General features: G+C 64.5%; 21 protein-coding genes and 1 tRNA gene. 15 read left to right on the top strand and 7 right to left on the bottom strand.

All coding sequences use genetic code 11. The features are described 5' to 3' along the window. Positions 1-2: 2 nt before the first annotated feature. Together PBR20603_RS22050 and PBR20603_RS22045 are read right to left on the bottom strand one after the other, a co-directional pair. Positions 3-476 (bottom strand): MarR family winged helix-turn-helix transcriptional regulator, encoded by a 474-nt coding sequence (locus PBR20603_RS22050; RefSeq protein WP_150561598.1) that lies wholly within the window; start codon positions 474-476, stop codon positions 3-5. Positions 477-670: 194 nt separating this feature from the next. Then, a complete protein-coding gene (locus tag PBR20603_RS22045; protein ID WP_150561597.1) occupies positions 671-1207 on the bottom strand; it encodes a MarR family winged helix-turn-helix transcriptional regulator in 537 nt (178 codons plus the stop codon). 145 nt (positions 1208-1352) lie between these two features. Between PBR20603_RS22045 and badH the strand changes: the two genes are divergently transcribed. The 12 genes from badH (at position 1353) to PBR20603_RS21985 (ending at position 16074) form a co-directional block, all read left to right on the top strand. Beyond that, a complete protein-coding gene (gene badH / locus PBR20603_RS22040) occupies positions 1353-2120 on the top strand; it encodes a 2-hydroxycyclohexanecarboxyl-CoA dehydrogenase (protein ID WP_150561596.1) in 768 nt (255 codons plus the stop codon). Positions 2121-2185: 65 nt separating this feature from the next. Further along, the gene (gene badI / locus PBR20603_RS22035; RefSeq protein ID WP_150561595.1) at positions 2186-2968 is read left to right on the top strand and encodes a 2-ketocyclohexanecarboxyl-CoA hydrolase; all 783 of its coding nucleotides are present in this window, start codon (positions 2186-2188) and stop codon (positions 2966-2968) included. 15 nt (positions 2969-2983) lie between these two features. Further along, positions 2984-4138: a cyclohexanecarboxyl-CoA dehydrogenase gene (gene aliB, locus PBR20603_RS22030; RefSeq protein WP_150561594.1), complete on the top strand. Its 1155-nt coding sequence runs from the start codon at positions 2984-2986 to the stop codon at positions 4136-4138. 74 nt (positions 4139-4212) lie between these two features. Further along, positions 4213-5883 (top strand): cyclohexanecarboxylate-CoA ligase, encoded by a 1671-nt coding sequence (gene aliA / locus PBR20603_RS22025; protein ID WP_150561593.1) that lies wholly within the window; start codon positions 4213-4215, stop codon positions 5881-5883. A gap of 13 nt (positions 5884-5896) precedes the next feature. Continuing rightward, entirely contained in the window at positions 5897-7066 is a 1170-nt protein-coding gene (locus PBR20603_RS22020) for an acyl-CoA dehydrogenase family protein (RefSeq protein ID WP_150561592.1), read from the top strand. 82 nt (positions 7067-7148) lie between these two features. Then, positions 7149-7430 carry a hypothetical protein gene (locus PBR20603_RS22015; protein WP_150561591.1) on the top strand — a complete coding sequence of 94 codons (282 nt, stop codon included), beginning with the start codon at positions 7149-7151 and terminating at the stop codon, positions 7428-7430. A 314-nt stretch (positions 7431-7744) separates the two neighbouring features. Beyond that, positions 7745-10195 (top strand): nitrite reductase large subunit NirB, encoded by a 2451-nt coding sequence (gene nirB / locus PBR20603_RS22010; RefSeq protein ID WP_150561590.1) that lies wholly within the window; start codon positions 7745-7747, stop codon positions 10193-10195. 10 nt (positions 10196-10205) lie between these two features. Further along, entirely contained in the window at positions 10206-10571 is a 366-nt protein-coding gene (nirD, locus tag PBR20603_RS22005; RefSeq protein ID WP_150561589.1) for a nitrite reductase small subunit NirD, read from the top strand. A 25-nt stretch (positions 10572-10596) separates the two neighbouring features. Further along, positions 10597-13314 (top strand): nitrate reductase, encoded by a 2718-nt coding sequence (locus PBR20603_RS22000; protein WP_150561588.1) that lies wholly within the window; start codon positions 10597-10599, stop codon positions 13312-13314. 90 nt (positions 13315-13404) lie between these two features. Continuing rightward, the gene (cobA, locus tag PBR20603_RS21995; protein ID WP_150561587.1) at positions 13405-14211 is read left to right on the top strand and encodes a uroporphyrinogen-III C-methyltransferase; all 807 of its coding nucleotides are present in this window, start codon (positions 13405-13407) and stop codon (positions 14209-14211) included. A gap of 99 nt (positions 14212-14310) precedes the next feature. Further along, a complete protein-coding gene (locus PBR20603_RS21990) occupies positions 14311-14886 on the top strand; it encodes an ANTAR domain-containing response regulator (protein WP_150561682.1) in 576 nt (191 codons plus the stop codon). Between the two features lie 9 nt (positions 14887-14895). Further along, positions 14896-16074 carry a CmpA/NrtA family ABC transporter substrate-binding protein gene (locus tag PBR20603_RS21985; protein ID WP_150561586.1) on the top strand — a complete coding sequence of 393 codons (1179 nt, stop codon included), beginning with the start codon at positions 14896-14898 and terminating at the stop codon, positions 16072-16074. A gap of 60 nt (positions 16075-16134) precedes the next feature. Here the strand turns inward: PBR20603_RS21985 and PBR20603_RS21980 are convergent, their stop codons facing one another. After that, entirely contained in the window at positions 16135-16476 is a 342-nt protein-coding gene (locus PBR20603_RS21980; RefSeq protein WP_150561585.1) for a zinc ribbon domain-containing protein YjdM, read from the bottom strand. Between the two features lie 306 nt (positions 16477-16782). Between PBR20603_RS21980 and PBR20603_RS21975 the strand changes: the two genes are divergently transcribed. Together PBR20603_RS21975 and PBR20603_RS21970 are read left to right on the top strand one after the other, a co-directional pair. Then, a complete protein-coding gene (locus tag PBR20603_RS21975) occupies positions 16783-17121 on the top strand; it encodes a hypothetical protein (RefSeq protein WP_343041979.1) in 339 nt (112 codons plus the stop codon). A 103-nt stretch (positions 17122-17224) separates the two neighbouring features. Then, positions 17225-18193: a bifunctional helix-turn-helix transcriptional regulator/GNAT family N-acetyltransferase gene (locus PBR20603_RS21970; protein ID WP_150561583.1), complete on the top strand. Its 969-nt coding sequence runs from the start codon at positions 17225-17227 to the stop codon at positions 18191-18193. A gap of 17 nt (positions 18194-18210) precedes the next feature. Here the strand turns inward: PBR20603_RS21970 and PBR20603_RS21965 are convergent, their stop codons facing one another. From PBR20603_RS21965 to PBR20603_RS21955, 3 genes are all read right to left on the bottom strand, one after another. Then, positions 18211-18771, bottom strand: coding sequence for a cysteine hydrolase family protein (locus PBR20603_RS21965; RefSeq protein WP_150561582.1), 561 nt, complete (start codon positions 18769-18771; stop codon positions 18211-18213). A 247-nt stretch (positions 18772-19018) separates the two neighbouring features. Next, positions 19019-19095, bottom strand: a tRNA-Met gene (locus PBR20603_RS21960). Positions 19096-19257: 162 nt separating this feature from the next. After that, positions 19258-19986, bottom strand: a complete 729-nt coding sequence (locus tag PBR20603_RS21955) for a transporter (protein ID WP_150561581.1) — start codon at positions 19984-19986, stop codon at positions 19258-19260. A gap of 267 nt (positions 19987-20253) precedes the next feature. On the opposite strand from PBR20603_RS21955, the gene PBR20603_RS21950 reads away from it, so the two are divergent. Then, entirely contained in the window at positions 20254-20712 is a 459-nt protein-coding gene (locus PBR20603_RS21950; RefSeq protein WP_150561580.1) for a metal-dependent hydrolase, read from the top strand. Between the two features lie 40 nt (positions 20713-20752). Here PBR20603_RS21950 and PBR20603_RS21945 read toward each other — a convergent pair whose 3' ends face one another. Continuing rightward, entirely contained in the window at positions 20753-21763 is a 1011-nt protein-coding gene (locus PBR20603_RS21945; protein ID WP_150561579.1) for a serine/threonine protein kinase, read from the bottom strand. Positions 21764-22040 lie beyond the last annotated feature (277 nt).

The raw sequence follows: 22040 nt of genomic DNA, 5'->3' as shown, positions 1-22040 counted from the left end.
GTTTACTTCGTCGGGGGCTCCATCGTGAGGATGCCCACATCGGGGCTCGCCACGTTGGAGATGGCTTCGAATACGCGCAGTACCGCTTCGAAATCCTCGCGCGGGATGTTCGCGAAAACCTTCGCGCGCAACTGGCTGAGTTCGATTTCGAGCTTCTCTGCGAGCGCTTCGCCGGCCTGCGTGAGCCGCAGCGCGTTGGCGCGCCGGTCGCTGGCGTCGACTTCGCGCAGCACGAGTCCGGCGGCGCACAACTGATCGAGCAGGCGCACCAGCGACGCACCTTCGAGCCCGGCGTATTCGGCAAGCTCGACCTGACGCACACCCTGGCCGAGACGGCGGATGAACAGCAATGGGCCGGCGCTCGCCGCGGAAATTCCGTATTCGACGATCGCGCCCTGCGAGATCTGACGCCATTGCTTGCCCGCCAGCAGCAGGTGGCTGGTGAAGATGAAGCGTAGCGATTCCAGGGAGGTCATGGAAATGGATTATATGTTAACTAATAATTAGGATGCTAGTTAATGCCTTGTTGCGTGAGGTGGCGTGATTCGCCCTGAGGCAGGCCCGGCAAGGGCTTGCACGCGATTCGGTGGCTGAGCCGGCGCTATCTGGCCGGACGCCTCCGGTGGCTGGCGCCCGTTTTATTTTCGGAGGCTGGGCCCCGGCGCGCCTTTCATGCCTGTGTGGCGTCCGCCGTGTCGGGGGCGTCCGTCGCCTCGATCGACCCTGACGCCTCGTCGATCTGTTTCATGTTGTCGAGCAATTTCAGCAGGTAGTGCAGGGTGTGAGTGATATCGCCTGTCGAGAACTCGTCCAGCGCCTTGCCGTAGTAGTCATGAATGCGCGGCACGGCCTCGCGGTGCCAGACATGGTGCCCGTGCTCGGTCATCGTGATGCGGCGCGAGCGCCGGTCGCGTCCGTCCGGTGTGCTGACAATGTGGCCGTCGCGCTCCATGCGGCTGATCAGGCCTGACAGGTTCTGACGGCTCACCATCAGGTAGCGCGCCAGGTCGCCCACGCTCATGCCGTCAGGGACTTCTGGCCGGGACAGTGCGCCCAGAACGGCCCACTGTTGCGTGGTCAGCCCAAGGCTCTCGACGGCGCGCGTGCCCGTTTTATGCAACATATTTGCGCATTGATACAAACGGAAAAATAGCCGGTTGGCTAACTCCATGCGCGCAATTTCTACGTTTTTATTAGGGTTTTCCATATCGATTACTCCACGTTCGCGTGCTTGCGCATCGTCGATCTGATGTCTAGTATACGTCAACATATTGACGTAATTTAATCGACGGATGGCGTTTCCGAGAGGTCAGCAAGGATACCGCGCCCGTCGGCGACTCTGGAGGCGAGACATGCAGCGGTTCGAAGGCAAGGCCGTCATTGTGACGGGCGGCGGGGGCGGGATCGGCGGGGCAACCTGCCGGCGACTGGGGAGCGAGGGGGCGGCGGTGGCTGTGTTCGATCGCGATCTGGCGGCGGCGCAGCGCGTGGCCGGGGAGATCGTCGAGGCGGGCGGGCGGGCGCAAGCATTCGCGTGTGACATCACGGTGCGCGCGCAGGTCGACGCGGCGGTTGCCGCCGTCGCTCAGGCGTTCGGACCGGTGAGCGTGCTGGTCAACAACGCCGGCTGGGATATTTTCAAACCCTTCACCAAGACGGAACCCGCCGAGTGGGAACGGCTGATCGCCATCAACCTGGTCGGCGCGCTGCACATGCATCACGCGGTGCTACCCGAGATGGTGGCGAGGCGCAGCGGACGGATCGTCAACATTGCATCGGACGCTGCGCGGGTCGGCTCGTCCGGCGAAGCCGTCTACGCGGCATGCAAGGGCGGGATCGTGGCGTTCTCGAAGACGATCGCTCGGGAGCATGCGCGTCACGGCATCACCGTCAACGTGGTGTGCCCGGGGCCGACCGACACTGCGCTCTTCGCTGACTATAAGGAAGGCGCAGGAAATCCCGAGAAGCTGGTTGAGGCGTTCACGAAGGCGATTCCGCTGGGCCGCATCGGCCAGGCGGGCGACCTGCCCGGTGCCATCGCCTTCTTTGCAAGCGACGACGCTGCGTTCGTCACCGGTCAGGTGCTGAGCGTGTCGGGCGGTCTCACGATGAACGGCTGACCTTTCCATCACGACGATGCCGCATACGGCCTACCGTCAATCGGCCAGCGGCGAGGACCAAGGCAATGAACTACGAAGACATTCTGTATGACGTACGCAACGGCGCGGCGTGGATCACCATCAACCGTCCGGACAAGATGAATGCGTTTCGCGGGCGCACCTGTGACGAACTGATCCACGCGATCAACAAGGCGGGCTACGACCGGGAGATCGGCAGCATCGTGCTTGCCGGTGCGGGCGAGAAGGCGTTTTGCACCGGCGGCGACCAGTCGGCGCATGAGGGGCAGTACGACGGGCGCGGCACCATCGGCCTGCCGATGGAAGAGCTGCATAACGCGATTCGCGACGTCCCCAAACCGGTCATCGCCCGTGTGCAGGGGTACGCCATCGGTGGCGGCAACGTGATCTGCACATTGTGCGACTTCACGATTGCGTCTGAGAAAGCGGTATTCGGCCAGGTTGGGCCGAAGGTCGGTTCGGTCGATCCCGGCTTCGGCACGGCGTTCCTAGCGCGCGTGGTCGGTGAGAAGAAGGCGCGCGAAATCTGGTACTTGTGCCGTCGCTATACAGCGGCCGAGGCGCTGGCGATGGGGCTTGTGAACACTGTCGTGCCCCATGAGCAGCTCGATGCCGAGGTGCAGAAGTGGTGCGACGAGATCATGGAGCGCAGCCCGACCGCCATCGCCATCGCGAAGCGCTCTTTCAATATGGACACGGCGCAACAGGCCGGCATCGCCGGCATGGGCATGTATGCGCTCAAGCTCTATTACGAGACGGAAGAATCGCGCGAGGGCGTGCGTGCATTTCAGGAAAAGCGCAAACCCGACTTCCGTAAGTACGCCAAATAAGCGAGGCAGCCCGCGATGCTCAATCCGTATCTCGATGACGATCTCTTGGCGCTGGCCGAACACACGCAGCGCTTTGCCCAGGCACGCATCGCACCCGGTTTTCAGGCGCGCGACATGACGCGCGTGCTGGACCGCGCGCTCATGCGCGAAATGGGGGAAATGGGGCTGATTGCCCCTGAGTTGCCGGAAGTCTACGGCGGTCAGGGCATGGGCCGTCTGGCGGCCGGGGTCATACACGAGGCTGTCGCGCGCGCCGATCTCAGCATGTCGTACGTCAACTTGCTGGCGTCGCTCAACGGTCAGATTCTCGCCGAGCATGGCAAGCCGGAAGTGGTGACGCCTTGGCTCGCGAAGCTCACGCGGGGTGAGGCGCTGCTGGCCATCGCACTGACCGAGCCTCGCGGCGGCTCGGACGCCGCGAACCTGCGGATGCGCGCCGACTTCGACGGCTCGCATTACGTGCTCAATGGCGAGAAGACATCGATCTCGGCGGCAGATCAGGCAGACGCGGCCGTTGTCTTCGCCAGAACCGGGGAGGTGTCCGACCTCGCGCGCGGCATCTCGGCGTTTTTCGTGCCGCTCGACTTGCCGGGTGTCACGCGGCAGCGCTTCGACTGTCATGGTCAGCGTGCCATCGGGCGCGGCTCGTTGTTCTTCGAGAACGTGAGGATTCCCGCCGACCACGTGCTCGGCGAGCCTGGCAAGGGCTTCGTGCAGGTGATGCAGGGGTTCGACTTTTCGCGTGCACTCATCGGCTTGCAAGTGCTGGCCGTCGCACGGGCGGCGCTGGACGAGACGTGGGAATACGTGGCCCAGCGCGAAGCGTTCGGCAAGCCGCTTTCCGCATTTCAGGGGGTGTCGCATCCGCTTGCGGATTTCGACACGCAAGTCGAGGCGGCACGACTGCTTTGTCTGCAGACGCTCTGGCTCAAGGACCGGGGCCTGCCGCACAGTGCCGAAGCGGCGATGTGCAAATGGTGGGGGCCGAAGCTCGCTTACGACACGATTCACCAATGTCTGCTCATGTTCGGTCACGGTGGCTACGACCGAGGCGTGATGGAGCAGCGACTGCGCGATGTGCTGGGGTTCCAGATCGGCGATGGCACGGCTCAGATCATGAAGACGATCATCGCCCGTGCTCGGGCGGGCAGGGAGGCGGTGCCGATTTGACGACGCTGATGTGGGCGGTGGCAGGCGAAAGACCATAACGATACGAACGATGCGACAGCACAGGAGACGATGCAATGGAATTCGATGCGGTATTGCTTCCCCCGAGGCGCGAGCAGAGTGCGGCACGCGGCTGGTGGCCCGAACGCACGATCAACGATGCACTCGATGCTGCCGTGGCAGCGTCGCCGGACAAGGTCGCGCTGACGGCGGTGTCGTCGGCCACCGGACAGACCCTGCGCCTGACCTACGCCGCGCTTGCCGATGCCGCCGAGCGTCTAGCGCTGGGTCTGATGCGCCGCGGCGTGGGCCGGGGCGATGTCGTTGCCTGCCAGTTGCCCAACGGCTGGCCGTTCGCGGTGACGTATCTGGCCTGCGCACGAATCGGTGCGGTGCTCAATCCGCTGATGCACATCTTTCGTGAGCGGGAGTTGTCGTTCATGCTGCGCCACGGCGAGGCGAAGGTGTTCGTCGTGCCACACCAGTTTCGCGGCTTCGATCACGCGGCAATGGCGCGGACGCTGCAACGGGATCTGCCTGACCTGTCGCATGTGATCGTGGTCGGCGAAGACAGCCTGGCCGACCACAGCTTTGACGCCGTACTCATGGCGGGCGAACCTGCCGCTTCGCATGCCGAGCGAGCCGCCATGCAGGCGGGGCGAGCGCATCCGGATGATGTCATGCAGTTGATGTACACCTCCGGCACGACCGGTGAGCCCAAAGGGGTGATGCATACCGCGAACACCACGTTCTCGAACATTCTTGCCTATGCGGAGCGCATGCGCCTGGGCCGCGACGACGTGATTCTGATGGGCTCGCCCCTCGCGCACCAGACCGGCTTCATGTACGGACTGATGATGCCGGTCATTCTGGGGGCGAGCGCAGTGATGCTCGACGTCTGGGATCCGGCCAACGCCGTGCGGCTGATCCGCGAGCACGGCGTGACGTTCACCATGGCATCGACACCGTTCCTCACCGACCTGACGAAGGCGGTAGCGGCCAGCGGCGAGACCGTACCCAGTCTGCGCGCGTTCCTGTGCGCCGGTGCGCCGATTCCCGGGCCTGTCGTCGAGCGCGCGCGCAGCGTGCTCGGTGCGAAAATCGTCTCGGCATGGGGAATGACAGAGAACGGCGCGGTCACCCTGACGCGGCTCGAAGACGACGATTCCCGCGCCTCGACGACAGACGGTTGCCCGCTGCCCGGCGTGGAGTTGCGAGTGGTCGATGCGCAGAACAGCGATCTGCCCGTCGGCGAAACGGGGCGGTTGCTCGTGCGCGCGTGCTCCAACTTCGGGGGGTACCTCAAGCGTGCGCAGTGGAACGGCACCGACGATGACGGCTGGTTCGACACTGGCGACATGGCGTGGCTGGACGCGACCGGTTATGTGCGCATCGCGGGGCGCAGCAAGGACGTGATCATTCGCGGCGGCGAGAACATCCCCGTGGTCGAGATCGAGGCGCTGCTGTACCGGCACCCTGCGATTGCCACAGTCGCGATCGTTGCCTACCCCGATGAGCGGTTGGGCGAACGCGCATGCGCGATGGTGGTGCCGCGTGCCGGTGAGTCGATCGATCTCGCGGCGTTGACCGGTTTCCTCGCGTCGCACAAAGTGGCACGGCAGTATTGGCCCGAGCGGCTCGAAGTGCGTGATGCGCTGCCGACCACACCCACGGGTAAGATACAGAAATTCAAGCTCCGAGAGATGCTTCAGACATCTCACGCGGGCACGACAGGTAATACGCCTTGAGGACGGACGGCAAATGACATCGAAGGGACTGGATAGCGAATCGTTCGAGCTGTTGCTCGCGGCAGTGCAACGTTTCATCCGCGAGCGGCTGGTGCCCGCTGAGAACGACGTGGAGGAGCACGACGAAGTGCCCGCCGGCATCGTCGACGAAATGAAGGAGATGGGGCTGTTCGGCCTGTCGATTCCCGAGGCGTTCGGGGGCATTGGCTTGTCGATGGCGCAGGAAGTGCGCGTGGCCTACGAGTTCGGCCAGACGTCGCTCGCTTTCCGCTCGGTGTTCGGCACCAATGTCGGGATCGGCTCGCAGGGCATTCTGATGGACGGCACCGAGGCGCAAAAACGCGATCTGCTGCCGCGCGTGGCGAGCGGAGATCTGATCATGTCGTTCGCGCTCACGGAGCCCGACGCGGGCTCGGACCCGGCTGCCCTCAAGACGCGCGCCATACTCGACGGCGACACCTACGTGATCGATGGCGTGAAGCGCTTCATTACCAACGCGCCGCGCGCCGGGGCCTTCACGCTGATGGCGCGCACCGGGGGCGAAGGGGCAGGCGGCATCTCGGCCTTTATCGTGCCGGCCGACACCCCGGGACTGTCGCTCGGCAAGCCCGACAAGAAGATGGGCCAGCGCGGCACGAAGACCTGCGACGTGGTGCTGCAAGGTGCGCGTGTGCCGGCGGCGAACATCATCGGTGGCGAGGCGGGCAAGGGCTTCAAGACGGCCATGAAGGTGCTCGACCGCGGACGTTTGCATGTGGCGGCGCTCTCGTGCGGCATGGCACAGCGGATTCTCGACGAGGCGGTGGCGTACGCGCGCGAGCGCAAGCAGTTCGGGCAGCGCATCGGTGACTTCCAGCTCGTGCAGGCGATGCTCGCCGACAGTCAGGCCGAACTTTATGCAGGATGGTCGATGGTGCAGGATTGCGCCGCGCGCTACGACGCGAAGCCCGCAGGTCAGCGCGATGCCGACGTCAGCATGCGGGCGTCGTGCGCCAAATTGTTCTGTACGGAAATGGTCGGCCGCGTGGCCGATCGCGGCGTTCAGGTACACGGCGGCGCGGGCTACATCAACGAGTACAAGGTCGAGCGTTTCTATCGCGACGTGCGTCTGTTGCGTCTGTACGAGGGCACCACACAGATTCAGCAACTGATTATCGGCCGCGCGCTCATGCAGGACGATTGACGTTCCGGACGGCCGGCATCGGGCAGCGGCGACGCGGTGGCTGCAATACACTCGCTGGCGTTCGCTGCCCCCGAGAGCCGTCGTGTCCGAACCTGCCCAGTCACTGCCCGCCATGGCCCGCGCCTTCGGCGTGGCACTCTCTCAGCCCTCCATCGGTTTGTCGGCCTATCTGGCGGGGGGCACACCGTTCAGCGTGACAAGTTTCCGGCGGACCTTCGCCGCCATGGCGTCCGTCGCGTCCGTGGCCGCCACTGCGCTGTTGGCGTTGATCGACCGTGTGCGTCTGCTGGCCAATGCGGGTGCGCACGTGAGCGGGCATACGCCATCGGCGGCGCGCTCAAGCGCCTCATCGTGGTGCGCGTAAAGTGGGCGCCGGACCATCTTGCACTGCTGCGGTGCAGCAGGTTTCGCCAGACTTTCGGGTGTTTCCCATAGACATTTCTCCTCTTCTGCCTTACCGGGCAATGCTTTGCCGATAGTGGCGGCATGGTTGGCACGCTTGTTGCGTTAGCGTAAAGGCCAGCGGCAAAGGCGTCGCCGGCAACGAATTCAGGTGCGACGTCAGGCGGGATCGCCTGCGACGTACCCACAGGACAACGGCGTCCCTCCGTGCTTCGGCACGGACGGACGCCGTTTTGTTTTTCGGGCGCTGCACGCGTTGCAACAGGAGAAGACAGCATGCGCAAACCTCGTCTGGTCGTGATCGGCAATGGCATGGCGGGCATCCGCACGCTTGAAGAGTTGCTGGAGATTGCGCCGCATCAGTACGACATCACCGTGTTCGGCGCCGAGCCGCATCCGAACTACAACCGTATCCTGCTCTCGCCGGTACTCGCGGGCGAGCAGGCGTTCGCCGACATCGTGCTCAATCCACTCGACTGGTATGCCCAGAAGGGCATCACGTTGCATCTGGGCAAGGAGGTCACGCAGATCGACCGGCCGCGCCGCGTGGTGCGCTGTGCCGACGGCACCGAAGCCCCGTACGATCGTCTGCTCATCGCCACCGGATCGAGCCCGTTCATCCTGCCGGTGCCGGGCAAGGATCTTGACGGCGTCATCAGCTATCGCGACATTCGCGACACCGAGATCATGATCGAGACGGCGCGCGTGAAGCGTCATGCGGTCGTGATCGGCGGAGGGCTTCTCGGGCTGGAAGCGGCCAACGGTCTCAAGTTGCGTGGCATGGACGTCACCGTTGTGCATCTGGCTGACACGTTGCTCGAGCGTCAGCTCGACAGCACGGCAGGCAAGCTCTTGCAGCAGTCGCTCGAAGCGCGCGGGCTCGCGTTCCGGCTGTCGCATCAGACGTCTGCCATTCTCGATGACGGTCATGGCGCTGTGCGAGCCGTGCAGTTCAGTCACGGCGAGGAAATCGCCGCCGACCTCGTCGTGATGGCCGCAGGCATCCGGCCGAATACGACGCTTGCGGAAGCGGCGGGGCTGTACTGTTCGCGCGGCATTGTCGTGTCCGATACGCTGCAAACCTACGATCCGCGCGTCTACGCCGTGGGCGAATGCGTGAGCCACCGGGGTGTGGCCTACGGTCTCGTGGCCCCGCTATTCGAACAGGCCAAGGTCTGCGCCAACCATCTCGCGCTCATGGGCATCGGCAGCTATCGCGGCTCGGTGCTGTCGACGAAGCTCAAGGTCACGGGCATCGACCTGTTTTCGGCGGGCGATTTTCTCGGCGGTGAAGGCACCGAAGAAATCGTGCTGTCCGATCCGGCGAGCGGCGTCTACAAGAAGCTCGTGATTCGCGACGACAAGCTCGTGGGCGCGTGTTTGTATGGCGACACGGCCGACGGCGCCTGGTACTTCAAGCTGCTGCGCGAAGGGCGCGCGCTGGGCGAGCTGCGCGAGCGCATCATGTTCGGCGAGTCGAGTGTGGGTGACGTCGGCACGCAGGGGCAGAACCGCGCCTCGGCCATGTCCGATAGCGATGAAGTCTGCGGATGCAACGGCGTGTGCAAAGGCACCATCGTCAAGGCGATCACCGAGAAGGGTCTGTTCACGCTGGACGAAGTGAAGAAGCACACCAAGGCCGCCAGCTCGTGCGGGTCGTGTGCCGGGCTGTGCGAACAGATTCTGATGAGCACGCTGGGCTCGACCTACGACGCCGCGCCGAAGGAAAAGGCCGTGTGCGGCTGCACGGACCTCTCGCATGCCGACGTGCGCCGCGCGGTGCGCGAGCATCACCTCACGACCCACCGCGCCGCGTTCGACTTCCTCGAATGGCGCACACCGAACGGCTGTGCGACGTGCCGTCCTGCACTGAACTACTACATGCTGAGCACGTGGCCGAAGGAAGCGCTCGACGATCCGCAAAGCCGCTTCGTCAACGAACGGGTACACGCCAACATTCAAAAGGACAACACGTTCTCCGTCATCCCGCAGATGAAGGGCGGCGTGACGAACGCGAGCGAACTGCGCCGTATCGCCGACGTGGCGGACAAGTATCAGATCCCGATGGTGAAGGTGACGGGCGGCCAGCGTATCGATCTGCTCGGCGTCAAAAAGGAAGACCTCGTGAGTGTCTGGCGCGATCTCGGCATGCCGTCGGGACACGCCTACGGCAAGTCGATCCGCACGGTGAAGACGTGTGTGGGCAGCGAGTTCTGCCGCTTCGGCACGCAAAACAGCACGCAGATGGGCATCGATCTCGAGACGATGCTGGCGAACATGTGGTCGCCGCACAAGGTGAAGCTGGCCGTCTCGGGCTGTCCGCGCAACTGTGCCGAAGCGGGGATCAAGGACGTGGGCGTGATCGCCGTCGATTCGGGCTGGGAACTGTATGTCGGCGGTAATGGCGGCATCAAGACCGAAGTGGCGCAGTTCCTCGTCAAGGTGAAGACGGCCGAGGAGGTCAAGGAGTACACGGGGGCCTTCCTGCAGCTCTACCGCGAGGAAGCCTATTACCTCGACCGCACGGTGCACTACCTCGAGCGCGTGGGGCTGGATTACGTGAAGCAACGCGTGGTGAACGATGCGGCCAATCGTCGCGCACTCTATGAGCGGCTGCTTTTCTCGCTCGATGGGCTGCCCGATCCGTGGCAAGCACGCATCGATGGCGCGCAAGCCAACGAATACCGACCGCTCGCGCCTCTGGGCGCGGTGCCTGCGACTGCCTGAGGAGATCGTCATGACGCTATCTGAACCGACCTGGCTGCATGTGTGCGACGTCAACGCGATCCCGCGCCTGGGCACACGCGTGCTGTGCCATCCGAGCGGCGACATCGCGCTCTTTCGCACCGAGACCGATAACGTTTTCGCACTGCGCGACAAATGTCCGCACAAGGGCGGTGCGCTCTCGCAGGGCATCGTGCATGGAGAGAAGGTGACGTGTCCGCTGCACGCCTGGAATATCGATCTGACGACGGGCGAGGCTTGCGCGCCCGACGTGGGGTGCGCCCAGCGTTTTCCCGTACGGATCGACGCAGGTGAGGTGTATTTGTCGCTCGTCGAGACGACGAGCGCCGAGCCGGCCGAAGCAACGGCCGCCGCCTGATTCCCGAGCCACAGCCGGAGCCGCCATGACCACCATCACGCAAACCACCTGCTGCTACTGCGGCGTCGGTTGCGGCATGCTCGTCGAGAGCGACGGCGAGCGCATCGTCGGCGTGCAGGGCGACCCGGCGCATCCGGCGAACTTCGGACGCCTGTGCAGCAAGGGCATGACCTTGCCGCTCACCGCACAGTCGCTCGCCGGCCGGGTGCTGATGCCCGAGCTGCGCCGCACGCGAGACGCCGTGCGTGCGCCCGCGACCTGGAACGACGCGCTGGAGACGGTGGCCTCGCGCTTTGCCGACGTCATCCGCCGGCACGGCCCGGACGCCGTCGCGTTCTATGTATCGGGACAGTTGCTGACCGAGGACTACTACGTCTTCAACAAGCTCGCGAAGGGACTGGTGCGTACCAACAACATCGACACGAACTCGCGGCTGTGCATGTCGAGCGCCGTGAGCGGCTACAAGATGGCGCTCGGCGCCGACGGCCCGCCCACGTGCTACGACGATCTCGAAGCCGCCCGCACCGTGCTCTTCGCGGGCAGCAACATGGCGTACGCGCATCCAGTGCTGTTCCGCCGGCTCGAAGCGGCGAAGGCGGCCGATCCGTCGATTCGCTGGATCGTTGTGGACCCGCGCCGTACCGACACGGCCGCGATGGCCGATCTGCATCTGGCGATCGCGCCTGGCACCGACGTCGCGCTTTTTCACGGCATGCTGCACCACCTGATCTGGGAGGGGCGCATCGACCGTCAATACATCGATGCGCATACGCAGGGGTTCGATGCGCTCAAGCAGGTGCTGCGCGCTTATCCGCCGCAACTCGTAGCGGATATCTGCGGCATCGAAGAATCCGCGTTGCGGCAGGCCGCCGACTGGTTTGGCGAAAGCCCGGCGGCGTTGTCGCTCTATTGCATGGGGCTGAATCAGTCGAGTCACGGCACCGAGAAGAACCTTGCGCTGATCCATCTGCATCTGGCCACCAGGCAGATCGGCCGCGCAGGCGCCGGACCGTTCTCGCTCACGGGGCAACCCAACGCCATGGGCGGGCGCGAAGTCGGCGGGCTGGCCACGATGCTCGCTGCGCATCGCGACATCGGCAACGCGGCGCATCGCGCGGAGGTCGAGCAGTTGTGGGGCGTTCAGGGACTTTCGGACACACCGGGCCTGCCCGCCGTCGAGATGTTCGACGCCGTGCGTGACGGGCGCATCAAGGCGATATGGATTGCGTGTACGAACCCCGTGCATTCGATGCCCGACAGCGAGCGCGTGCGCGAGGCACTTTCGGCGGCCGAATTCGTCGTGGTGCAGGAAGCCTTTCACCAGACCGATACCGTGCCTTATGCCGACGTGTTGCTGCCGGCCACAAGCTGGGGCGAGAAGGCGGGAACGGTCACGAACTCGGAGCGCCGCATCTCGCGCGTGCGTGCCGCCGTGCCGGCACCGGGCGCGGCGCAGCCGGACTGGTGGATCGCCAGCGAGGTTGCCCGGCGCCTTGCGCCGCAGCTCGGCACATCGCCTGAGCCGTTCGTCTTTTCCTCCATCGAGACGATTTTCGACGAGCATCGCGCGCTCACCGTGGGGCGTGACCTCGACATTGGCGGAATCGATTACGCATTGCTCGAATCGCGTGGCCCCCAGCAGTGGCCGTTTCCGGCAGGGGCTTCGAACGGACAAGCGCGCCGCTACGAAGACGGTGTATTTGCCACCGGCGACGGGCGCGCGCGTTTTCACGCGTTCGAGTACCGGCCCGTGGCGGAGCCGATCAATGCCCGGCATCCGTTGCGCCTGATTACCGGCCGCCTGCGCGATCAATGGCACGGTATGAGCCGCACGGGGCGGGTGGGGCAGTTGTTCGAGCATGCGCCTGAGCCGGCGCTCACGATGCACCCGGCAGACGCCGCGCGCCGCAGCCTGCGTGCAGGGGATTTCGTGCGGCTGTCGAGCCGTCGCGGCGAGCGGGTGCTGATGCTGAGCGTGAGCGACGATGTCGCCTCGGGCACGGTCTTTGTCCCCATGCATTGGAGCGGGCAGTTTCTCGGCGGCGGGGGCGTGAACGATACGACCCTCGGCACCGTAGACAAATACTCGAAGCAGCCGGAGCTGAAGCACGCCGCCGTGCGCGTCGATCCGCTCACGTTGCCGTGGCGCGTTGCGGCGGTGCGTCGCGGTGATGCGCTGCAACTGCATGCGGCGGTGCAGCCGTTGCTGGCCGATCGGCGTTTTGCGACGGTGCGACTGGAGGGCGACGACCGGATTGTGGTCACCGCGGCAGACGACCAGCCCGATGCGGCCTGGCTCGAACGTCTGCACGCTGCACTGGCGCTGCCACGTGACGCGTCGCTGCTGGAGTATCGCGACGCCCGCCGCGCGATGACCAAGCGGGTGGCATGGCGTGAGACGCTGATCGACGGCGTGCTGGTCGCCGGGAGTGAGGCGGATGTTGCCGCGTCGGCGTCGCTGCTGGCTCGTGTGCGTGAAACGTCGCCCTGGACGCATGCGCGTCACGCGGTTTTCGTGGCCGACAGCGGACCGGCCGCGCCGCGCGATCGCACGGTATGTCAGTGCAAGTCGGTGACGGCGTCGAGCATCAGTGCGGCCATCGGTGCCGGGGCGGACGTTGTGCAACTCAAGGCGAAACTTGGCTGCGGCACGGTTTGCGGTTCATGTGTGCCGGAGTTGCAGCGCATGTGCGCGGCTTCGGGCAAGACGGCGGCTCAGCCGATGGCGACGAACGCCGCGTGAGCAAGGATTGGCGGTGTTCGATCCCGAACGCTGCAACACGACTTGAATTGGGCGACATGCAGGACATCGAGGATTTGAGGGAGAACGATCATGAAGAAGAACGGCAAAGTCACCCTGCTCAGCGCGGGTCCCGGCGCGCTCGATCTGCTCACGTTGCGCGCGGCGCGCGTGCTCGGCGAGGCCGACGTGCTGCTCGTCGACGATCTGGCCAATCCGGAGATCGCCTCGCTCGCACCGCGGGCGCGCGTGATTGCCGTGGGCAAGCGCGGAGGCTGCCGGTCGACGCCGCAGGCTTTCATCGAACGCCTGATGTGCCGGTTCGCGCGCGCCGGCGCGCATGTGGTGCGCGTGAAGGGGGGCGACGCGCTGATGTTCGGGCGTGCGGGCGAGGAGATCTCGGCGCTGCGTCGTGCGGGCGTGGCGTTGGAGATCGTCAATGGGGTATCGGCGGCCTTTGCGGCGGCCGCGGGCCTCGGGATGTCGCTCACGCATCGCGATCACTGTGCGGGCGTGACCTTCGTCACCGCCCACCGGCAGGACGGCGGTGCACCCAACTGGGCTGCGCTCGCCGCGACGGGCACCACGTTGGCGATCTACATGGGGGTGAATCGGGTCGAAGCGCTTGCCGAGACGTTGATGGCGCACCTCGAGGCGACGACACCGGCGGCGGCGGTGCAGTGGGCCGGTACGCCGCAAGAGCGGCGGCTGGTAACGTCGCTGGGGCGTCTGGCGGCCGACGTGCGCGCTGGGGGTTTCGCCAGTCCGGCCATCCTGCTCGTGGGCGGCGCGGTCAGTGAGGCGGCGCTGGCGGCAGCGCCCGCGCTTGCCGGTGCCGACGTGGCGACCGGAGACGCCTGCACACACGCCGAACCGGACGTCATCGCCCGGGCAGCCTGACGCGTTATATCCTTCATGGCCATCCCCCCTCGCAAACCTGCCACGCTTACGGCCTCGCCCCCCGCTCCCCCCGATCTCGAGACGGCAGGAGCGCCGGGCGTGCTGCGCGTGTTGCTCGTCACCGACACCGACAAGCCGATTGGCGAGTTGCGGGCGGCGCTCGCGCGTCTGGGCTGCGAGATGCTGGCGGAAGTTGCGAAGCCGCAGGCGTTGCCGCGTGTGGTGGAGAGTGAGCGCCCGGACGTGGTCATCATCGACACCGAATCGCCGTCGCGCGACACGCTCGAGCAACTTGCCGTGATGAACGCGGCGGCGCCGCGCCCCGTGCTGATGTTCTCGGCCGACGGCAATCAGTCGCTGATTCGCGCGGCCGTCGATGCCGGCGTGACGGCGTACTCTGTCGAGGGGTTGGCCGTCGACCGGCTCGCACCGATTCTCGAAGTCGCGCTCGCGCGCTTCGCCCATGAGGAAAAGCTGCGGGCACGGCTGGTCAAGGCCGAGAGCGAACTGGCCGACCGCAAGCTGATCGACCGTGCCAAGCGATTGCTCATGGAGCGACGTAGGATTTCCGAGCAGGAGGCGTATGCCATCCTGCGCAAACGGGCGATGGACCAGGGCGAGAAGCTCGTCGAAGTGGCGCGCCAACTCGTCTCGATTGCCGAATTACTGGGGTAGACACTGCTCATGTCGACGTCATCATGGTTGGCTTCTGACGCGCAATCGCCGGACGGTGCGCCAGAGAAACGTCATTTGCGCGTGGGGTTCGTCGCGTTGTCCGATGCAGCGCCGCTGGTCGTGGCCAAGCGTCTGGAGCTCGGGCACGAGCACGGCTTGACGCTGGAATTGAGCCGCGAGTCGTCGTGGGCGGCCGTGCGCGACAAGTTGCTCACGGGCGAGCTGGACGCCGCGCATTCGTTGTATGGCCTCGTGTACGGGGTGCAGTTGGGCATTGGCGGGCCGCGCGAAGACATGGCGGTGCTCATGGTGCTCAATCGCAACGGACAGGCTGTGACAGTGACGCCGTCGCTGGCTGACGCGATAACGCGTACGGGCGACTTGCGCGAGGCGCTGGCATCGCTCGGGCGCAAGCCGGTCTTCGCGCAGACGTTCCCGACGGGCACGCACGCGATGTTCCTCAACTACTGGTTTGCCGCGCAGGGCATCGACCCGCTCTCGGAGGTGTCGAGCATCGTGATTCCTCCGGCGCATATGGTGGCCGCGATGGAGGAGGGCGGACTCGACGGCTTTTGCTGCGGTGAGCCCTGGCACGCGGTGGCGCAGGCGCGCGGGCTGGGGCGCACGGTCGCCGTGTCGAGCGACATCTGGCCGAATCATCCTGAAAAGGTGCTCGCGTGCCGCCGGGATTTCGTCGCCCGCTACCCGCGAACGGCGCAGGCGCTGGTGCGCACGCTACTCAGCGCATGCCGCTGGCTGGATATGCCCGGGCATCGGGCGGAAGCGGCAGGATGGCTGGCCGAACCGGCCTGGGTCGGTGCGCCGCGCGATCTGATTGCGGCGCGTCTGCTGGGGGACTTCGGACGCCTGCAAGGGCGGCACGCCCTGCTCGCGGTGAGTTTCTTCGATGAAGGCGCAGTGAATTACCCGCATCCGTCGGATGGGATGTGGTTCATCTCGCAGTACCGCCGCTGGGGTATGGTGGGGGCCGAGACGGTGACCGGTGCCGCGCAGACGGCGGCCCAGGTGAATCAGACAGCGTTGTTCGAGGCGGCGGCGCGGGCCGAAGGGGTGCCGGTGGTGTCGTCACCTGCGAGCGAGGTGCTTTGCGACGGCAAGGTCTGGGGGGCGGCCGAGGCCGCAGGCTTACGCGCCTACGTCGACGGGTTCGCGATTCGGGCGCGGTGAACGGCCGAGCGCTCACCGTGGCATCGAGCGCGACGCTTGCGCGGCGCGAGTGGAGTCAGGTCACACTTTTTTGACGAACTCCGACTTCAGGCTCATCGCGCCAAAGCCGTCGATCTTGCAATCGATATCGTGGTCGCTATCGACCAGCCGGATGTTCTTCACCTTGGTGCCCATCTTGATCACGCCGCCTGAACCCTTCAGCTTCAGATCCTTGATGACGGTCACGGTGTCGCCATTCTGCAGAATGGCGCCAGTGGCGTCGCGGAAGACGCGCTCGGTCGCTTCCACAGGGGAGGCGTCTTGTGCCGACCATTCGTGAGCACATTCCGGGCAGATGCACAGACCTCCATCCTCATAGGTGAATTCGGAGTTGCATTTCGGACAAGGGGGCAGTGCGCTCATTTGATGAAGTCCCTGAGAAGTGACGAAGACAATAAGAGCGCGAGAGTATAACGCTGTCTGATAATTTGCCTTCCTCATGCGATTTCTCACGGCATCCACTCGGCGACGGAGGCGTCGTCGCCCCGCCACGCGGACTTCCCTAATGGATTCACCGCGACATAATGGGGATACTTGAGTCGCCGACGATAGCGGTGCTGCGGCAATCCCGGCAATCCGATCCCCGTCTTCAAGATGCTCGACGAAACCCTTTTCCCGATTCGTACGGAGTGCCCGCCCGGTGCCTGCACCTGCGAGCGGGAGCGTCTCATGCAGGATCCGAACGGTGATCGCCGGATCTTGCGTCTGACGCAAGCGGAGGAGAAGCGGCTGGTGGCGCACATCGAATCGCTCACCAGCTACGCCGACTTGCTGCGCGTGGCGCAGCGCATGCATACCCAGCTTGGCATTGCGCTGCGGATTGCGCCGAGTCCGAACGAAGTTCGCACGGTTCGCGGCATCGTTATCCGATTGGAAGCGCAGCCAGGACTTTGCCGGAAGACCCACGCGGCGATTCCTGCCGCCATCCGCCGCTGTCTCGATCAGCGCCCCGAGATTGCCTACGCCATTCTGGACGCCCACGGTCTTTTTGGCACCGAGGGCCAGTGACCGTTCATCAGCGGCCACGATATCAATCGAATTCTGTCGGGCTTGCATAAGTTGCGTGTCGCAACTACATTGGTTGCATTGCGCAACCTTTTTGGGATCACTCATGGACCTCGTCGATCTTCCCGGCAAGCCTCGCGAAGCGGAGATTCAGGCACTCCGGGACTTTTCGCGCAGATTGGTTCGCGAACTGGGGTTCATGCGAACGACGCTGGCGGGCAGCGATCTTGCGCCATCCGCAGTGCACGCCATCATCGAAATCGGGGCGGCGCCGGGGATCAGCGCCAAAGACCTCGGTAATCTCCTGCGGCTGGACAAATCGAACACGAGCCGCCAACTCGCCAAGCTCGAGGCGGGCGGTCTCGTGAGGCGCATAACGGCCAATGAAGACGCGCGTTCGTCTGAACTCTATCTGACGGATGCCGGGCAGGCGCTCCGGAAGAAGATCGACCGCTTTGCGACGGAGCAGGTGTCCAGCGCGCTGCGGCGGATCGTGCCGGCGGATCAGGCGGCGTTGGTCCGGTCACTCGCGCTGTATGCCGACGCGCTCGCACAGGACAACGCAGCCCAAGGCGCAGCCGACGGTGATGTGTCCGCACAAATCGTGCAAGGGTATCAACCGGGTTGCATCGGCGACATTGCCGGCCTGCACGCCCGTTTTTACTCGGCGCATTGGGGATTCGGGGCGTTCTTCGAGAAGAAGGTGGCCACGGAGCTTGCCGAGTTTGCAGGCGCGCTGCCGGCCGACGGTAAAGCCCTATGGCGATACGTTGAAAATGGCCGGACGCTCGCCTCTCTGGCCATCGACGGGAATGAGGCGACCCGCATCGCGCATCTGCGATGGTTCATCGTCGACGATTCGTTGCGCGGTTCCGGTGTTGGGCGGCAATTGATGTCGCAAGCGATGCGCTTTGTCGACGAGCGTTTTCGCGAGACCTACCTGTGGACGTTCAAGGGGCTGGATGCGGCCCGCCATCTGTATGAGTCGTTCGGCTTTCGGCTGACCGACGAGTCGGAGGGTGACCAATGGGGAAGCAAAGTGGTTGAGCAACGGTTCTGGCGTCGCGCTGAGTGAGCGCCGCAGACCGTCGCTCAGGCCAGTAGTTCCAATGCATCGGCCAGCGAAAGCACCGTTGTGCGAGAGTCGAAGGCCGTCGAGAAGAGATGATCGTGCACGACCTGATCCGGGTCGTAGCAGCAGTCCTTGACGGTGAACAAGCGGAAGTCGGCATCGCTCGCGTATGCGATTGACGACAACATCACGCCAGTCGAGGCAATGCCCACCATCAGCAGCGTATCGATTCCCTGCGCCGAAAGCCGCACTTGCAGGTCGGTGCCGTAGAACACGCTGGCGCGATGCGCGATGATGAGCGGCTCATCAGCCCGCTGGCCGAGTTCGGGCGAGATCCGGTCTTCAACGAAGCGCCCTAGTTGCTTGATGCCTTGTCCGTTCCGGTTCAGCGGACTGACTTCCGGATAGCCTGGGCTAAAGTGAATCTTGGCGAAATAGACGCTGATGCCCTTGGCGCGAGCAGCGTCGCAAAGCTGGCGCGTGTTGGACAGGAGCGTGGGCGCGACCGACGGGAATAGCGCCATGATGTCGGTCTGGTAATGCATGACCAGCAGGGCGGTTTTCGCGGGAGAGAGGGGCATGCTGTGCGCGCTGGCGGCGCTGTCCACGCCCGATGGACGATCGGTTGAATCGGCGGGCCCACGTTCAACGGAAGGTGACATATGGCTACGCGATAGAGAAGATAGAGAAGGATGGCCGACTCTATCACGACCGCTCAGCGGCTTCGTCTATTTGAAGGGGGCTGGGCGCGCCCGCTTCAACGTCTGCGATACGGCCACCCGGAAAGACAAAAGCCCGTCGATCTTGCGATCGACGGGCTTTCGAATTTGGTTGCGGGGACAGGATTTGAACCTGTGACCTTCGGGTTATGAGCCCGACGAGCTGCCAGACTGCTCCACCCCGCGTCTGAAGAATTGAATATTACGGGAATTCTGCGCATTGTGTCAAGCGTTTATGACATTTGTTTTATGAACTTCCCGAAAATCATGCACGAGGCGTGCATTTTCCCGGCATCTTGCGCGCGAAGGAAATCGCGATGCGCGCGCCGCTCTGCCGGGCGGCGGCGCTTACCAGCGAATGGTGACGCCCGCCTGCACCGAGTGAGAGATCGACGCGGGATTCAGGCCGCGTTTGTAGCCGACATCCAGATCGAGATCCTTGGTCGGGCTGTAGATTGCCCCGACCAGTGCATAGGCCGGTTTCGTTTGGGTGGTGGTGTCCGCATTGGTCGCAAGGCCAACGTCAGCCACCAGACGCAGCGTGTCCGTCGCACTGAAAAGCACGGCCGTGGAAGCATTCCACAGGCTTTGCCGATTGCCGATGCCGTTGTTGTTCCATGTGTAGCCCGCGTTGGCGAGGAATGTCCAGCGATCGAGGTTGTATTGCATCAGCAGGTTCGCGCCGGTCGTCGCGCGGCCGTTGCCAAGACTGCGGTCGCGGCTGGCCGTTGGCAGTGTGACGAAAGGCTTCAGGCCAAGGCTCCATTGCTCGCCTTCGAGGAAACGCCATTTGGCCTGCAACTGGAGGTCGGAGAAGCCGTTGGTCCAGCCGTCGCCGTCAGGGCGGGTGCGTTGGTAGGGGGCCTGGATCGCAACATCGAGGTTGGGCAGCACGCCATAGGTGAGCGTGTTGTTCCACTGCTGCTGGCGCGCCGTCTGCTGCGTCGTCCATTCGCTGTTCAGCTCGAGCTGCCAGTTGCCGGTGTCCTGCGTGCCGGTGTCGTCCGTGACGAGCGGGTTCGCGGCCTGTGCGGCAAGGGGTGTCAGTGCTGCGGCAAGGATCAGAAACTTCTTCATCAAAAACTCCTGCGGGGCGATTCGCTCGTCTGGGCGCGAAAGTCTGGAAATCCGTCGGGCGGATCGTACGGGCCGTGTGTGACACCGTCAATCGAATCGCGCGGGATGTGGCGTATTTGCGCGTTGTCGCTCTCGAGCGTTGCGTTCCCGTTTTCGATGTGATCGGCGCAGGGAGTCACGCAGATGCCAGTGATGTGTGCCCGGTGGTAGACTTCGGCCCCCTCTTCAGATGCGCGAGGCCTTCCCGCGCATCGCCGCCGGTCTTTCATGCAAGCCAGAAGTCATCTCATATTCGGTATCGGCGCGACCTGGCTGATGCATCGCACCGGATGGGCCGCTAGCGTCCATGCGTGGCCTCTGACACTCGTCGGTGCGTTGCTTCCCGACGTCGATCATCCAAAGAGCCTGTTGGGGCGCCGCGTCGCGCCGCTCTCACTCGCGATTTCCGGTGTGTTCGGACATCGTGGCATGACGCATTCGCTGTTGCTGCCGGTGCTGGCGGTCGTCGCCTGTCTATATGGATGGGGACGAGTGCCTGCCTGGGCGATCGCGCTATGTGCCGGGTATCTGTCGCATCTTCTGGCAGATTGGCTCACGCCTTCCGGGGTGCCGCTTTGCTGGCCGTTGCGCACGCGCTTTCGCTCGCCGCTGTATGTCACGACGGGGTCGGCTGCGGAGTGGTGTGTCGCCGCCGCACTCGCGTTCGCCATGTGGCGATGGTGGTGAGTGCGGGCGGTGTGGCGGTGTGGCGGGGATCGCTGGCCGATCAGCGCCAGATCAGTGGCGGCTCGTCCATGAGGGCGACCTGTTCGCGCAACTCAAGAATGCGGTCCTGCCAATAGCGTTGCGTGTTGAACCAGGGGAAGGCCGCGGGGAACGCGGGATCATCCCAGCGGCGCGCCAGCCAGGCGCTGTAATGGAGCAACCGCAGTGTTCGCAAGGCTTCCGTCAGGTGTAACTCTCGCGGGTTGAACTCGGCAAAGTCTTCATAGCCGGAGAGCACTTCGTCCAACTGGGCGGTCATCTCCGGGCGTGTGCCCGAAAGCAGCATCCACAGATCCTGCATCGCCGGGGCCATGCAGGTGTCGTCGAAGTCGACAAAGTGAGGGCCGGCGTCGGTCCACAGAACGTTGCCGGCATGGCAGTCACCGTGCGCGCGCAGTAGCTTCACGTCTCCCGCACGCTCGTAGGCGCGGGCGATGCCGGCAAGCGCCAGGTCAACGATGCTGCGCCAGGCGTCGCGCAAGTCGACGGGGATGAAGTGGCTCGTCCACAGGTAGTCGACGGGGGCGTGTCCGTAGCTGTCGATATCCAGGGTGAGGCGGTGCTGGAACGGCTGAGCGGCACCGAGTGCGTGGATGCGTCCGAGAAACCGGCCGAGCCAGTTGAGCGTGTCGGGGTCTTGTAGCTCCGGGGCGCGACCGCCACGCCGAGGGAAGAGCGCGAAGCGGAATCCGTCGAAATGGTGCAGGGTCTTGCCCTGAATCTCCAGAGGTGCGACGACGGGGATTTCGCGCTCGGCGAGCGCTTGCGTGAAGGCGTGCTCTTCCAGAATGGCGTCGTCGGTCCAGCGCTCGGGGCGGTAGAACTTGGCGATCAGGGGCGGCCCGTCTTCCATCCCTATCTGATAGACGCGGTTCTCATAACTGTTGAGTGCGAGCATACGCCCATCGCTGTAGCTGCCCAATTGCTCGACGGCGGTAATGACAACGTCGGGCAGCAAGGCTGCGAAGGGATGCTTGTGCCCGGAGGCGTCGGGGGAAAGATCGGAGTTCATGCCCGCTATTGTGCCAAAGGCGGCGGGGACGACGCTGGTTCTGTCTGACGTCTTCTCTATATGAAGGCGTGCAGCGTTGATGCGGACGAAACGCGGGGAAATGCGCCGTGTACAAAATAGTTTCACAAAGTGCTTGCGCAGTTTGCCGAACGTGACTAATATCTCGTCTCTCGCAACGACAGCGACGCAGCGAAAGCGGTGAAGCGGTTGAGGCGACGGGCTGGAAAGCCCGGTGGTTAGTGGTTTTGGAGCTTGTGAGTTGCTACGGCAGCGAACG

Source organism: Pandoraea bronchicola (assembly GCF_902459805.1).
Classification (GTDB): Bacteria; Pseudomonadota; Gammaproteobacteria; order Burkholderiales; family Burkholderiaceae; genus Pandoraea; species Pandoraea bronchicola.
Note: the sequence above shows the minus strand (reverse complement) of the source record. Positions and strands in the feature narration are given on the sequence as shown.